Annotated in this window: 13 protein-coding genes; 8 read left to right on the top strand and 5 right to left on the bottom strand. The window is 65.9% G+C overall.

Annotated elements, in window-relative coordinates; translation table 11 throughout:
• Positions 1 to 72 precede the first annotated feature (72 nt).
• Positions 73 to 987 (top strand): LysR substrate-binding domain-containing protein, encoded by a 915-nt coding sequence (locus tag GJV37_RS17095; RefSeq protein ID WP_065083696.1) that lies wholly within the window; start codon positions 73 to 75, stop codon positions 985 to 987.
• A gap of 103 nt (positions 988 to 1,090) precedes the next feature.
• Here GJV37_RS17095 and GJV37_RS17090 read toward each other — a convergent pair whose 3' ends face one another.
• Positions 1,091 to 2,086, bottom strand: a complete 996-nt coding sequence (locus GJV37_RS17090) for an alpha/beta fold hydrolase (protein ID WP_170859101.1) — start codon at positions 2,084 to 2,086, stop codon at positions 1,091 to 1,093.
• Between the two features lie 193 nt (positions 2,087 to 2,279).
• Here GJV37_RS17090 and GJV37_RS17085 point away from each other — a divergent pair, with 193 nt between their 5' ends.
• Both GJV37_RS17085 and metR read left to right on the top strand, forming a co-directional pair.
• Entirely contained in the window at positions 2,280 to 2,723 is a 444-nt protein-coding gene (locus tag GJV37_RS17085; protein WP_170859102.1) for a CopD family copper resistance protein, read from the top strand.
• A 127-nt stretch (positions 2,724 to 2,850) separates the two neighbouring features.
• A complete protein-coding gene (gene metR, locus GJV37_RS17080; RefSeq protein ID WP_024765378.1) occupies positions 2,851 to 3,771 on the top strand; it encodes a transcriptional regulator MetR in 921 nt (306 codons plus the stop codon).
• Positions 3,772 to 4,023: 252 nt separating this feature from the next.
• On the opposite strand, the gene GJV37_RS17075 is transcribed toward metR, so the two are convergent.
• The 3 genes from GJV37_RS17075 to GJV37_RS17065 all read right to left on the bottom strand — a co-directional run bounded on the left by GJV37_RS17075 (position 4,024) and on the right by GJV37_RS17065 (position 7,034).
• A complete protein-coding gene (locus GJV37_RS17075) occupies positions 4,024 to 4,668 on the bottom strand; it encodes a glutathione S-transferase family protein (RefSeq protein ID WP_024765377.1) in 645 nt (214 codons plus the stop codon).
• Between the two features lie 57 nt (positions 4,669 to 4,725).
• Positions 4,726 to 6,048, bottom strand: a complete 1,323-nt coding sequence (locus tag GJV37_RS17070) for an APC family permease (RefSeq protein WP_024765376.1) — start codon at positions 6,046 to 6,048, stop codon at positions 4,726 to 4,728.
• Between the two features lie 164 nt (positions 6,049 to 6,212).
• Positions 6,213 to 7,034, bottom strand: a complete 822-nt coding sequence (locus GJV37_RS17065; RefSeq protein ID WP_084359632.1) for a carbon-nitrogen hydrolase family protein — start codon at positions 7,032 to 7,034, stop codon at positions 6,213 to 6,215.
• Positions 7,035 to 7,181: 147 nt separating this feature from the next.
• Here GJV37_RS17065 and GJV37_RS17060 point away from each other — a divergent pair, with 147 nt between their 5' ends.
• The 5 genes from GJV37_RS17060 to GJV37_RS17040 all read left to right on the top strand — a co-directional run bounded on the left by GJV37_RS17060 (position 7,182) and on the right by GJV37_RS17040 (position 12,992).
• The gene (locus GJV37_RS17060) at positions 7,182 to 7,961 is read left to right on the top strand and encodes a helix-turn-helix transcriptional regulator (RefSeq protein ID WP_084359633.1); all 780 of its coding nucleotides are present in this window, start codon (positions 7,182 to 7,184) and stop codon (positions 7,959 to 7,961) included.
• A 103-nt stretch (positions 7,962 to 8,064) separates the two neighbouring features.
• Complete coding sequence (locus GJV37_RS17055) at positions 8,065 to 9,444, top strand: L-serine ammonia-lyase (protein ID WP_084359634.1); 1,380 nt, start codon at positions 8,065 to 8,067, stop codon at positions 9,442 to 9,444.
• 329 nt (positions 9,445 to 9,773) lie between these two features.
• Entirely contained in the window at positions 9,774 to 11,384 is a 1,611-nt protein-coding gene (locus tag GJV37_RS17050; RefSeq protein WP_193452773.1) for an FMN-binding glutamate synthase family protein, read from the top strand.
• Positions 11,385 to 11,494: 110 nt separating this feature from the next.
• Positions 11,495 to 12,331 carry an AraC family transcriptional regulator gene (locus GJV37_RS17045; protein ID WP_037011285.1) on the top strand — a complete coding sequence of 279 codons (837 nt, stop codon included), beginning with the start codon at positions 11,495 to 11,497 and terminating at the stop codon, positions 12,329 to 12,331.
• A 52-nt stretch (positions 12,332 to 12,383) separates the two neighbouring features.
• Positions 12,384 to 12,992: a LysE family translocator gene (locus GJV37_RS17040; protein ID WP_193452772.1), complete on the top strand. Its 609-nt coding sequence runs from the start codon at positions 12,384 to 12,386 to the stop codon at positions 12,990 to 12,992.
• A gap of 4 nt (positions 12,993 to 12,996) precedes the next feature.
• Here GJV37_RS17040 and GJV37_RS17035 read toward each other — a convergent pair whose 3' ends face one another.
• Positions 12,997 to 13,905, bottom strand: coding sequence for a LysR substrate-binding domain-containing protein (locus GJV37_RS17035; RefSeq protein ID WP_193452793.1), 909 nt, complete (start codon positions 13,903 to 13,905; stop codon positions 12,997 to 12,999).
• Positions 13,906 to 13,918 lie beyond the last annotated feature (13 nt).

Genomic DNA, 13,918 nt, shown 5'->3' with positions numbered 1-13,918 from the left:
CAGTGCCAGCCATGCTATAAGTGACAAAAACAAACATAATCCTTGCCACCGTAGATTCTTGAAACACGAACTGTGAACAATCTGCCGAACCTGGAAGATCTCCGTGTCTTCGTCCATGTGGCACGCCGCTCCAGCTTTGCCGGCGCCGCCAGCGAGCTGGGCATGTCCGCCGCCTTCGTCAGCAAGCGTATCCGCCTGCTGGAGGAGGGCCTCGGCGTGCGCCTGCTGCACCGCACCACGCGGCGGGTCTCGGTGAGCGAAGATGGTGAGCGCATCTATCAATGGGCGCTGCGCATCCTCGATGCCGTGCAGCGCATGGGCGATGACGTCAGCGCCCTGCACCGCGAGCCCAGCGGCCAGCTGCGCATCGCCAGCAGCCTGGGGCTGGGCCGGCGCTTCGTCGCTCCCGCGCTTTCGGAACTCGCCGCGCGCCACCCGCAACTGGATATCCGCCTGGATGTGCAGGATCGCCTGGTGGACCTGATCGACGAAGGTTTCGACCTGGACGTGCGGGTCGGCAACGAGATCGATCCGAACCTCATCGCCCGCCCGCTGGCGCGCAACCGCAGGGTACTCTGTGCGGCACCGGATTATCTGGAGCGCCGCGGCACCCCGCGCACCCTTGCCGAGCTGGCCGGGCACGATTGCCTGGTGATCAAGGAGCGCGACCATCCCTTCGGCGTCTGGCACCTGCAGGGACCGGAAGGCGAGGAAAGCGTGAAGGTCACCGGGCCGCTATCGTCCAACCACGGCGAGGTGGTGCACCAGTGGTGCATCGACGGGCGCGGCATCCTGCTGCGCTCCTGGTGGGACGTGCACGACAGCCTGGAGGATGGCCGACTGGTGCAGGTGCTGCCCGAATACCAACAGCCGGCGGACATCTGGGCCGTCTACGCCGCCCCACTGGCCAGCTCGGCCAAGGTGCGGGTGGCGGTGGAGTTCCTGCGGCAGTATTTCGCCGAGCGCTACAGCTTGCCCGCCCCCTGAAACTCACAGCGAGCGTGGGAGCGGTTTCCGGCCGCGATGTGCAACCGGCCGGCTCAGCGTGGTCGGAAATCGATCGCGGACTACGTCCGCTCCTGCGAAAGCCTCAGAGTTGGGCGACGTGCCCGCCACCCTGGTGCTCGCGCAGGTACGGCAGCACTGCGCCGAGCAAGGGTTCCTTGAAGTCTTCCTGGAAACGGTGCGCCATCCCCGGAATCAACTTCAGCACCGAGCCGCGAATGTGCGCGGCCACATGCACGCCGTGCATCACCGGCAGCAGCGGATCGGCCGTACCGTGGACCACCAGGGTCGGCACGTTCAGTCGGTTGAGCAGTTCCACGCGGCTGGGCTCGGCGAGGATCGCCAGCATCTGCCGCTGCACGCCTTCGGGGTTGAAGGCGCGGTCGTAGGAGCGCGCCGCCTGCTGCAGCAATTGCTGGCGGTCGTCGTGAACCTGCGGACTGCCGAGGGCAGCCAGCAGGTCGGCCTGCTGTTCGATGGCCTGTTCGCGGCTGGCGGCCTCGCGCCGGGCGAGCAGGCGCAGCAGCGACTCGCTGGGCGCCGGCAGGCCTTCGGCGCCGGAGCTGGTCATCACCAGGGTCAGACTGATCACGCGATCCGGCGCGAGGTCGGCGACATGCTGCGCGATCATCCCGCCCATGCTCGCGCCCAGCACATGGGCGCGTTCGACGTGCAGGGCGTCCAGCAGGTGCAGTGCGTCGCCGGCCATGTCGGTCAGGCTGTAGGGCGCGCTCACGGGCAGGCCAAGGCGATAGCGAATCACTTCGTAGGTCAGGTTGCCGCTGGGCGTAGGAACACGCCAGGAAGACAGGCCAACATCGCGGTTGTCGTAGCGGATCACCCGGAAGCCCTGCTGGCAGAGCGCCTCGACCACTTCATCCGGCCAATGGATCAGCTGGCCACCCAGGCCCATGACCAGCAGCAGCGTCGGGTCCTGCGGACGCCCGATGCTCTGGTAGGCCAGGCGCACGTCGCCCAGGTCGACCAGTTCGGTCGGCACCCGCGCATCGCAACGATCGGCGGCAATAGCAAGGGAGGGCAAGCCGCAGAAAAGAGCGACTGCCAGTAGAAAAGCACGCATGAATGAAAATCCGGAACGCAAAACCCCAGTTGATAGCGATTCTGATGAATTTCCGTCGCTCGCTCTGCCACAGGTCCGTGACAGTTTGATGAAAGGCGCTGAGCGGTCGCCGACGGCCCTTCCCATGATGCGGATCAAGGGAGGCCGCCCCCAACAGTCGCGAAGATAGAAGCCCCCGCTCGGAAGCTCTGCCATGGCCTACCCCATCCTGCTGGTGCTGCACCTGTTCGCCGCGATCCTGTTCGTCGGCACGGTGTTCTTCGAAGTGCTGATCCTGGAGAGCATCCACGCCCATGTGCCGGCGCGGGCGATGAAAATGGTCGAGGGCGCGCTCGGCCGTCGCCTGCGCCGGGTGATGCCCTGGGTCATCCTGACCCTGTTCGGCAGCGGCCTGGGCATGCTGCACCTGCGTTACGCGCCGCTGCTGGCCGAGCCGCTGGCATCGCCCTTCGCCACCCTGCTCAGCCTCAAGCTGCTGCTGGCCCTCAGTGTCCTGGGCCACTTCATCTTCGCCATGTATTCATTGCGTGTCGGGCGCATGACCGGCCAGCGTTCCCGGCGCATCCACTACAGCGTGTTCGCCCACGTGGTGCTGATCGTCCTGCTGGCCAAGGGCATGTTCTATCTGAGCTGGTGACCTCAGCCCGATGAGTCGGGCCCGGCTCCCCCTGCTGGTGAATCGCCAGCAGCCGGCTTATCATGAGGGCAGTTCAATTGATCCGCCTTTTCATCAAGATTTCCTCATACTGAGGCGAGGCCGCGCCATGCTTGAACTCCGTCACCTGAAAACCCTGCATGCCCTGCGCGAAGCCGACAGCCTGGTGGAGGCCGCCGAGCGCCTGCACCTCACGCAATCCGCCCTGTCCCACCAGTTCAAGGAACTGGAGGAACGCCTGGGCCTGTCGCTGTTCATCCGCAAGACCAAACCAGTGCGCTTCACCAGTGCCGGCCTGCGCCTGCTGCAACTGGCCGACGCCGTGCTGCCGCAGCTGCGCGGCGCCGAACGCGACCTGGCACGCCTGGCGGGCGGAACCGCCGGCCGCCTGCACATGGCCATCGAGTGCCACAGCTGCTTCCAGTGGCTGATGCCGACCATCGACCAGTTCCGCGACGCCTGGCCGGAAGTGGAGCTGGACCTCGCCTCCGGCTTCTCCTTCGCCCCGCTGCCGGCATTGGCCCGTGGCGACCTGGACCTGGTGGTGACCTCCGACCCGGTGGACATCGCCGGCATCACCTACGTGCCGCTGTTCACCTACGAAGCGCTGCTGGCGGTGGACAACCACCACGCGCTGGCCGGCAAGTCCTTCATCGTTCCGGAAGACCTGGCCAACCTGACGCTGATCACCTACCCCATCGAGCGCGATCGCCTGGACATCTTCACCCGCTTCCTCGAACCGGCCGACGTCGAGCCAGCGCAGGTCCGCACCTCCGAGCTGACGGTGATGATGATGCAACTGGTGGCCTCCGGCCGTGGCGTCTGCAGCCTGCCCAACTGGGCGCTGCACGAGTACAGCTCGCGGGGCTACGTGACCGCCAAGCGCCTGGGGGAAAAAGGCCTGTATTGCACCCTGTTCGCCGCCATCCGCGCCGACATGCTGGACGCACCCTTCATGCGCGATTTCCTGCTGACCGCGAAGGACACTTCCTTCGCTACCCTCGAAGGCGTCAGCGCCGCCAAGGGCTGAGCACGGCCGAAACGCGCGCATAAAAAAGGCCCTCCTTGCGGAGGGCCTTGGGGACATGAATCAAGGAGCGGCTTGTAATAGTTTTAGTTGCCGACGCCACGCGATGGGGTGCGCGGCGTTGGGGTGATCATTGATCAATCGAGGAGGCGAGAAAATATTCCGACACGAGAAAAGGAATACTCCCACCTCACTTGAGACCAACTCCTCAAATCGCGCATCACCTTTCCAGCGCGCGCGATTTCCATCCAGCGCTCACGACGGCTTCGCTTCCGCCGCCCTGGCATGCTCCTCCGCCCACTGTACATCCCGCTCCCAAACCCGCTTGAAGGCCGGGCGCGAGGTCACCAGTTCCACGTAACGCTCGAACACCGGCAGCTTGGGCACGACGCCGAAGCCAATGGTCCAGCGCAGGGCCGCGCCCCACAGCACATCGGCAGCGGTCATGCGGTTGCCCAGCAGGTAAGGGCCGGTTTCCAGCTGTTCGGCGAGGGCGCGCATCACGCTGTCGTAGTCGCCGTAAGGGCTCATGGCCTGTGGTGCGGCATCGCGCTTGAGGGCACGGTCGACGATGGCCGGCTCGAAGCTGGAGCCATAGAACACCAGCCAGCGCAGGTAGGGGCCGCGCAGCGGATCGTCGAGGGCAGGAGCGAGGTTCGCGCGGGGGAAGAGGTCGGCGAGGTAGATGAAGATGGCACCCTGCTCGGTGACCAGCGACTCGCCGATGCGGATCGCCGGCACCTTGCCCAGCGGATTGATCGCCAGGTACGCCGGTTTGCGCTGCTCGCCGGCCTTCATGTTGATCAGTTCGAGGTCGTACTCGGCGCCCAGCTCCTCCAGCAGCACCAGGGTGCCGCTGGAGCGTGTCTGGGGCGAATGGTAGAGAGTGAGGCGGGGCATGGCGGGATCTCCTCGGTCATCACGGCTCGGAGTCCCCAGCATAGCCCCGCGCGGGCCTCACGCCTCCTCGAAATGCATCTCCGGCGGTTGCTGGCGGAAGCCGCCGGTGATCACCGCGAGGTAGATCACGCCGAGCACCAGCCAGGTGGCGCCGAGCCAGATCGCCAGGTGATCGAGGCTGACCATCAGCCACAGGTCAGCGAGCAGGCCGATCAGCGGGAACAGCAGGAACAGCACCAGCTCGCGCAGGCCGCGGCGTTCGGCATTCAGGTAGTAATGGAAGATCACCGAGAGGTTCACCAGGCTGAAGGCCAGGAAGGCGCCGAAGTTGATGAACGAGGTAGACGTGGTGACGTCCATGTGCAGCGCCAGCAGGGCCACCACGCCGCACAGCACGATGCTGTTCACCGGGGTTTCGAAGCGCTTGCTGATGCGCCCGAAGAACGGCCGCGGCAGCACGCCGTCGCGGCCCATGGCGAACAGCAGGCGCGAGGCGCTGGCCTGGGCCGACAGGCCGGAGGTGAACTGGCCGACGATCAGGCCGATCAGGAAGAAGCTGACGAACAGGTCGCCACCGATGTTGCGGGCAATTTCGTAGGCGGCGGAATCGGCGTTCTGGAACTCCACCGACGGGTGCGCCAGCTGTACGAAATAACTGGCGGCGATGAAGATGCCGCCGCCGATCAGGGTGATCAGCAGGATGGCACGCGGAATGGTCTTGCGCGGTTCGTGGGTTTCTTCGGTCAGGGTACTGACCGCGTCAAAGCCCAGGAACGAATAACAGGCGATGGCAGCGCCACCCATGATCAGCGGCAGCTGGGTGCCCTCCTTGAGGAAGGGCTCCAGGGTCCACAGCGGACGGCTGACGTCGCCCATCACGTAGTGGATGGCCAGGCCAACGAAAGCGATCAGCACGAGGAACTGCACCAGCATCAACACGCCGTTGATGTTCTTCGCCAGGCGCAGGCCGACCACGTTGATCGCGGTGGTTACGCCGATGAAGGCCAGTACCCACAAGGCTTGCGGCACGGCCGGGAAGGCGGAATGCAGATAGGCCGCGCCGATCAGCCAGATGGCCATGGGCAGGAACAGGTAGTCCAGCAGCACCGCCCAGCCGGCCAGGAAGCCCAGTTTCGGGCTGATCGACTTGCGCACGTAGGTGTATGCCGAGCCGGCAACCGGGAAGGCGGCGGCCATGCGCCCGTAGCTGAGCGCGGTAAAGAGCATGGCGACAGAAGCGACGAGGTAGGCCGAAGGCACTACGCCGCGGGTGACGTCGGCAAGGATGCCGAAGGTGCCAAGGACGATGATCGGGGTCATGTAGGCGATGCCGAACAGCACCACCGAACCCAGCGACAGGGTTCGTTTGAGTCGAGCCATTACTGCTTACTCCGCGTTGTGTTTGTTATGGCAGTACTTAAGTTGCCGACCTGCACTCACCCGCAGGCCTCGCGGGTGCTCGCGGCGCCCGTCGTTCTTGATGATTCGCTTGATCGGCGCAGCCCTGCGCCCCGGCACCCCGACAGCGGTGCCGGAAGAAAAACTCAGGCGGGAATGATCAGCTCGCGCAGACCGCCGTCGTGCTCGCGCAGCTCGCCGGGCAGCACGAAGCGCCGCTCGGCCAGGTAGCTGTAGTCGCGGCGCGACTGCGCCAGGCGTTCGAAGTCCAGCTCGACGATCTGCCGGCACTCTTCGCGGCCGGCCTCGACTATCAGCTGGCCGTACGGGTCGACCACGGCGCTGCCGCCGGCGAAAACCAGGCCGTCATCACCTTCGCCGACGCGGTTGACCATCACGGCGTAGGCCTGGTTTTCCATGGCGCGGCCCATGATCGCGGTGCGGTGGGTCGGGCCGTACGGGTCCATGTTGCCGTTGGTCACGATGATCAGCTCAGCGCCCAGTTGGCCCAGCGCGCGGGCGGATTCGGGGAATTCGATGTCGAAGCAGATCACGATGCCGACGCGGATGCCGTTCCACAGGCAGGTGGCGTAGCGGTCGCCGGGGGTGAAGATGCCGCGATCCGACGCCCACAGGTGCGTCTTGCGGTACTTCATGGCGATGCCTTCGGGGGTGATCAGCAACGTGGTGTTGTAGAAGCGGCCATCGTCAGCGGCTTCGGCGAAGCCCACGGCGATGGAGATGTTCTTCTCCTGCGCGGCGCGTTGCACGGCCTGCACGCTGGGGCCGTCCACCGGTTCGGCGATGGCGGCGATGTTCTGCGCGGTGGGGAAGCCGGTCAGCTGGGTCTCGGGGAACACCACCAGTCGGGTGTCGTCGGCGCAGGCGTGGATGGCCTCCAGGGTGCGGGCCAGGTTCCAGGCCACATCGCCATCACGACCGGCGAGTTGGACGAGTTCTACTTTCATGGGGCTTCCTCAGATTCTTGTCTTTGCGGTGACCGGACGCTGTCGGTCAAAATGCGCACCGCGCCGGTTCAAGGCATCCACCGAGTATGCCGGGCGTGCCATCACCGGGTAATTACGCCCGCGTGGTAACCCATCGGGGGTAGAGTCATGAGCCTTTCCCTTCAGGATATCGCCTGGCACCGCTCGGTCGGGCAGCTGATCGAAGCGCTGGACAAGCCGAACTTCTGGACCTCGCTGGTGCGCCTGCTGGGCCAGTATGTGCCCTTCGACAGCTGGGTCGTGCTGCTTTTCAGCAATGGCAGGCCCCAGGTGTTCGCCGAATGCCCAGGCGAGGACGGCGGCCCCGATCCGCTGTTCCAGGACTACCTCAAGGGCCTCTACCTGCTCGACCCCTTCTACATCGCCAGCCGCGAGGCGCCCGGAAGCGCGCTGCTGCGCCTGGACGACGTGGCGCCGGAGATGTTCGAGCAGACCGATTACTACCAGCGCTACTTCAGCCTCAACGTGGTGGCCGATGAAGTGCAGATCAACGTGCAACTCGACGGCGAGCGCACCCTCTGCTGTTCGGTGGGCAGCAAGGGCCGCTTCACTCCGGAACAGATCGCCCTGCTAGCCCTGGTACACCCCTGGGTCGCCGGCCTGATGCGCCAACGCATGGCCTTCGAACGCGAAGTCCAGGAAGCACCCCCGCCGCCACGCTGGCAGAACCGCCTGGAATCCACCGCCCAACAGATGGAAACACCGCTCACCGCGCGCGAGCTGGAAGTGGGCCGGTTGATGCTCAGCGGCTGCTCCAGCAAGGAGATCGCCCGCAAGCTGGCGATCTCCGCCGAGACGGTGAAGGTCCACCGCAAGCACATGTACGCCAAGCTGGGGATCAAGTCGCAGTCCGAGCTGTTCTCGCTGTTCCTGCAGGCGCAGGGCTAGAGCCCCGAAGTAGCAACCGCCTCTGCAGGAGTCTGCAGCCGTCGAGCGGTCGGTGAGCATTCAAGGCCACACGGGTCCATGCTGGAAGACAGGAGGAACCCCCATGACCCTCAGCGTCTTCGACATGTTCAAGCCCGGAGTCGGGCCGTCCAGCTCGCACACCGTGGGACCGATGCGCGCCACCCGCGAGTTCGTCGATCGCCTGCGCGCCGAAGGCCTGCTGGCCCCAACCAAGGCCATCGAGGTGCACCTCTACGGCTCCCTCAGCGCCACCGGCAAGGGCCACGCCACCGACCGCGCCTGCCTGATCGGCCTGCTCGGCATCGACCCGGCGGAAGCCGACCCCGCTGCCCTCGCCCCTCAGGTGGACGACATCCTGCTGCGTCATCGCTTGCGTCTTGGCGGCCTGCACGAAATCGACTTCGATCCAGCGCGGCAACTGGTCTTCCACGACGACAGCCTGCCCGCCCATCCCAATGGTCTGCACCTGCGCGCCCTGGACGAAAACGGCGAACTGCTGGCCGAACGCATCTGCTACTCGGTCGGCGGCGGCTTCGTGGTGGATGCGGCGGACTTCAATACCGACCGCGCACTGCCGGACAACCCGATGCCCTACCCCTTCCACAGCGCCGAGGAACTGCTGCGCCTGTGCCATGAGCACGGTTTCCGACGCATCAGCGACCTGATGTGGGCCAATGAACGCGCGCTACGCAGCGACGAGGAAATCCGCGCCGGCCTTGCGCATATCTGGGAGGAAATGCAGAGCTGTGTGAACCGTGGTCTGGAAACCGAAGGCACACTGCCCGGCGGCCTCAAGGTGCGCCGCCGCGCGCCCATGCTCTATCGCCGGCTGAACGAAGCGGACAGCGGCAATCTGATCGCCACCACCCTGGGTGCCCTGGACTGGGTGGACCTTTGGGCGCTGGCGGTGAACGAGGAGAATGCCGCCGGCGGTCGCGTCGTGACCGCCCCCACCAATGGCGCGGCCGGCATAGTCCCGGCGGTGCTGCACTACTACGCGCGCTACGACCCCGACGCCAACGCCGAAGGCATCGAGCGCTACCTGCTCACCGCCGCCGCCATCGGCATCCTGTGCAAACTCAACGCTTCGATTTCCGGCGCTGAAGTCGGTTGCCAGGGTGAAGTGGGTTCGGCCTGCGCCATGGCCGCTGGCGGTCTCGCGGAAGTCCTCGGCGGCAGCCTGGAGCAGGTGGAAAACGCCGCCGAGATCGGCCTGGAGCACAACCTCGGGCTGACCTGCGATCCGGTCGCCGGGCTGGTCCAGGTGCCCTGCATCGAGCGCAATGCCATGGCCTCGCTCAAAGCCATCAACGCCGCCCAACTCGCCCTGCGAGGCGACGGCCAGCACCTGGTCAGCCTCGACAAGGCCATCGACACCTTGCGCGATACCGGGCGCGACATGATGGACAAGTACAAGGAAACCTCGAAGGGCGGGCTGGCGGTGAATGTGATCGCCTGTTAGTTCGGCGGATGCGCCTCACGAGCGGGCTCGCTCCTGCCGGCCTGACGCCGGCGCGCGCAAGAGCGAGCTTGCTCGCGAACAGCCCAGGGGCAAACGCCATCGTTCTTGCACCGCCCGAAACAAGCTTTCTCAGCGCCGGAGAAAATCGTTAGCTAGCTTTCTTTTTTCCCCGCTTCGGGCTACCGTCGGTGCCCGCCAGAACTAGAAAGACCTCCGAAAGCCCGTGTCATTGACCTTTGCCCAGGCACGTTCGCGCGATGCCTGCCATGCTCTGTGGCGGCCCTTTCGGCCAACCTGACCGTGATCAAAGCCTGACGACTGGAGATTCCATGAACCTGTCGCTCCTAAGCCGCTATGCCTTTTTTGCCGCCTGCGTCCTGTTCACCGTGCTCAGCCTGCCCTTCCTCGGGCATGACTGGGTCTGGCCCTTCACCCTGACCACCCTCGCCCTGAGCGTGCTCGGAGTCTTCGACCTGCTGCAGGAACGCCACGCGGTGCGCCGCAACTACCCGATCCTGGGCAACATCCGCTACCTGGTGGAAGCCATCCGCCCGGAAATCCGCCAGTACCTGCTCGAAGGCGACCAGGAGGCCCTGCCTTTCTCCCGCGCCCAACGCGCCCTGGTGTACTCGCGGGCGAAGAACGAGACCGCCGACAAACCCTTCGGCACCCTGATCGACGTCTACCAATCCGGCTTCGAGTTCATCGCCCATTCCATCCGCCCGGCGCCGGTGGCCGACCCCTGCACCTTCCGCGTCACCGTCGGTGGCCCGGCGTGCAAGCAGCCCTACTCCATCTCGGTATTCAACATCTCGGCGATGAGCTTCGGTTCGCTCAGCGCCAACGCCATCCGCGCGCTGAACAAGGGCGCCAAGCTCGGCGGCTTCATCCATGACACCGGCGAGGGCAGCATCAGCCCCTACCACCGCGAATACGGCGGTGACCTGACCTGGGAACTGGGCAGCGGCTACTTCGGCTGCCGCAACGACGACGGCACCTTCAGCCCCGAGCGCTTCGCCAAGCAGGCGGTCGACCCGCAGGTGAAGATGATCGAGATCAAGCTCAGCCAGGGCGCCAAGCCTGGCCACGGCGGCATCCTGCCCAAGCACAAGGTCACCGAGGAAATCGCCGCCACCCGCGGCGTGCCCATGGGCAAGGATTGCATCTCGCCGTCCTCGCACAGCGCCTTCAGCACGCCCAAGGGGCTGCTCGATTTCATCGTCCAGCTGCGCGAACTCTCCGGCGGCAAGCCGGTAGGCTTCAAGCTGTGCATCGGCCACCCGTGGGAATTCATGGGCATCGCCAAGGCCATGCATGAGACCGGCATCCTCCCCGACTTCATCGTCGTCGACGGCAAGGAAGGCGGCACCGGCGCTGCGCCCCTGGAGTTCACCGACCACATGGGCCTGCCGATGCGCGAGGGCCTGCTGTTCGTACACAACACGCTGGTCGGCCTGGACCTGCGCGACAAGATCCGCATCGGCGCCAGCGGCAAGATCGTCAGCGCCTTCGACATCGCCAGCGTGCTGGCCATGGGCGCCGACTGGGCCAACTCGGCGCGCGGCTTCATGTTCGCCATTGGCTGCATCCAGAGCCAGAGCTGCCACACCAACAAGTGCCCCACCGGCGTCGCCACCCAGGACCGGTTGCGCCAGCGCGCCCTGGTGGTGCCGGACAAGGCCGAGCGCGTCTACAGCTTCCACCGCAACACGCTCAAGGGCCTGGCCGAGATGATCGCCGCCGCCGGCATCCGCCACCCCTCGGAGCTGGAAGCGCGGCATCTGGTACGCCGCGTCTCGGCCACCGAAATCCGCCTGTTCTCGCACCTGCATTACTTCCTGAAGCCGGGTGAACTGCTCTCCGGCAACATCGAGGGCGAGTTCTACGAGCGCATCTGGCGCATGGCGCGTAGCGACAGTTTCGACGCCGTGCCTGGCTGATCCTGGCGGATAGTCGTGCAGCCGGCGGATCGACGGCTGCACGAATCTTCCAGACATCGCCTCATCGCGCGCTATGCTGGCCGACCGGGCAAGCGGTACGGAGGCGGCCCATGCACAAAGACAACTGGATCGACCTGCTGCAGGATGCCGACACCGGCATCCAGAGCCTGCGCGCGCACTTCAAGGGCCACGCCTACGACCCGCACTGGCACGACAGTTACCTGATCGGCTTCACCGAATCGGGCGTGCAGCAGTTCCGCAGCCGCAACCAGCGCTACGTCAGCACTACCGGCAAGGTGTTCTTCCTCGAGCCCGGCGATATCCATGACGGCGACGCGCCCACCGAGGGCGGCTTCACCTATCGCACCCTGTACCTCGACGCCCCCTGGCTTGAGCGCGAGATCGCCACGCTGTTCGAGGAGGCACCGGGCAATTGCCAATTGGCCGTGCCCGAGTTGCTGATCGACGACCCGCAGCTTGCCCGGCACATCGACAACGCCTTCCAGGCCGTGCATGGCCATGACCTGAAGATCGTCCGCCAGAGCGCCATCGACGATCTGCTCGATGGCATGACCCGTCACCTGCACTGGCGCCAGCGCGGCACCAGGCAGGCGCATCTGCCGCTGGTGGCACAGCGCGCGCGGGACTTCCTGCACGCCAACCTGACCGCCGACATCGGCCTCGACGACCTGGCCCAGGCCAGCGGCTGCGACCGCTTCCGCCTGACCCGCGCGTTCAAGCAGGCCTTCGGCCTGCCGCCCCATGCCTACCTGATACAACTGCGCCTGGCACGAGCCCGACAGTTGCTCGGCCGCGGCCTGGCCCCGGCGGACATCGCCGCCGACCTCGGCTTCGCCGACCAGAGCCACCTCGGCCGCTGGTTCCGCCGCGCCTATGGTGTGACGCCCGCGTACTACCGCAAGCGCTGCTCAAAGCTTCCAGACTGAGCCCGCCCCGCTGGCGATGATGAACTCCCACCGATTCACTGGAGTTCCCGCCATGCACCTCGCCCAGTTCAGCCAGTGGCTGCCCTTCCTGCTCTTCGCTTTCGTCGCCTCCATCACGCCCGGTCCCACCAACCTACTGGTGTTCAGCAACAGCGCGCGCTTCGGCTGGAGTGCGGCGTTACCGATCATGCTTGGCGGCTGCGGCGCCGCAGCGGCGCTGGTGCTGGCGGTGGGCAGCGGGCTGGGCGAAGTACTGGCCAGCCTGCCACGGGTGCAACAGGCGATGAGCGCAGTCGGCGTGCTCTGGCTGAGCTGGCTGGCCTGGCAGATCCTCCGCAGCCCGCCGGCAGACCTGAAGCGCGATACCGACGCCGCGCGCCTGGGAGCGGTAGGCGCTGCCGCGCTGCAGCTGGTCAACCCCAAGACCTGGATGATGGCGCTGGCGGTGATCAGCGTATACGCCGGCTACGGCGCCGATCGATTGGACCGCGTGCAACTGCTGTCGCTGCTGTTCTTCCTCGTGTCGATTCCCTGCATGGCGGTCTGGGCCGGCCTGGGTATCGGCAGCCAGCGCCTGCTCTCGCCCCGGCAGATGCAGCGGCTCAACCAGTTGATGGCAATCCTGCTGCTGGTCTCGGCCTGGGCCGGGGTATTGCTGTAACAACCTAGAGAATGCCGTCGCGCCGCAGGTACTCGCGCAGGTGCTCGATGAATGCGTGGATCTTGCGCGTCGCCCGGCGGTTGCTCGGGTAGACCGCGAGAATCTGCGCGCCGAAGGTGTCGGGTTCGAAGAAGTAGTCATCCAGCACCGTCACCAGCCGCCCGCTGCGCAGATATTCCAGCACGCTCCAGCGCGGGCACGGCAACAGGCCGTGTCCGGCAAGGCAAGCGGTCAGCAAGGTGGCCTGGTTGTCGCTGCTCAACCGGCCATTGCGCGGCGTGGAAAAGCGCATGCCGTCCACGTCGAACCACCAGCGGTCGTCCAGCGCCGGGTGGCGGTAGACCAGGCAATCGTGGTCAATGATTTCGCTCGGATGGCTGGGTGCACCGCGCCGCCCAAGGTAAGCGGGGCTGGCGCACATCGCCAGGCGGCTTTCGGCCAGCGGCTGGGCTATCAGCCCTGGCAGGTCGCTGTTGCCCATGCGCAGGGCGAGGTCGTAGCGGCCGTCGAGCAGATCGACATAACTATCGCAGAGGTCCACCTGCAAGCGCACGTCCGGGTGCAGGTCGAGGAATTCGGCACAGGCCCGGTCGAGGAACACCGGGCCGACGATCAGCGGCCCGGTGATGCGCAGCACGCCCCGCAGGCTGTGCTGCAACTGGGCGATCTCCTCGGTGGTTTCGCGCATCCGCGCCAGCACCTCGCGAGCACCATCCAGGTAGAGCTGGCCAGCCTCGGTGAGTGACATGCTGCGCGTGGTGCGCTCGAACAGCCGCGCGCCGACATCGATTTCCAGCTGGCCGACCGCCTTGGTCACCGCCGATGGGGTCTTACCCAGTTGCTCGGCGGCACGGCTGAAACTGCCGGTCTCGGCACTGGCGACGAACATTGCCAAGTTGCTGAATCTGTCCATCGTCATTCGTGCC

Origin of the sequence: Pseudomonas nitroreducens (assembly GCF_010994165.1) — a bacterium.
Classification (GTDB): Bacteria; Pseudomonadota; Gammaproteobacteria; order Pseudomonadales; family Pseudomonadaceae; genus Pseudomonas; species Pseudomonas nitroreducens.
The sequence above is the reverse complement of the archived record's forward strand: the minus strand, read 5'-3'. Positions and strand labels throughout refer to the sequence as shown.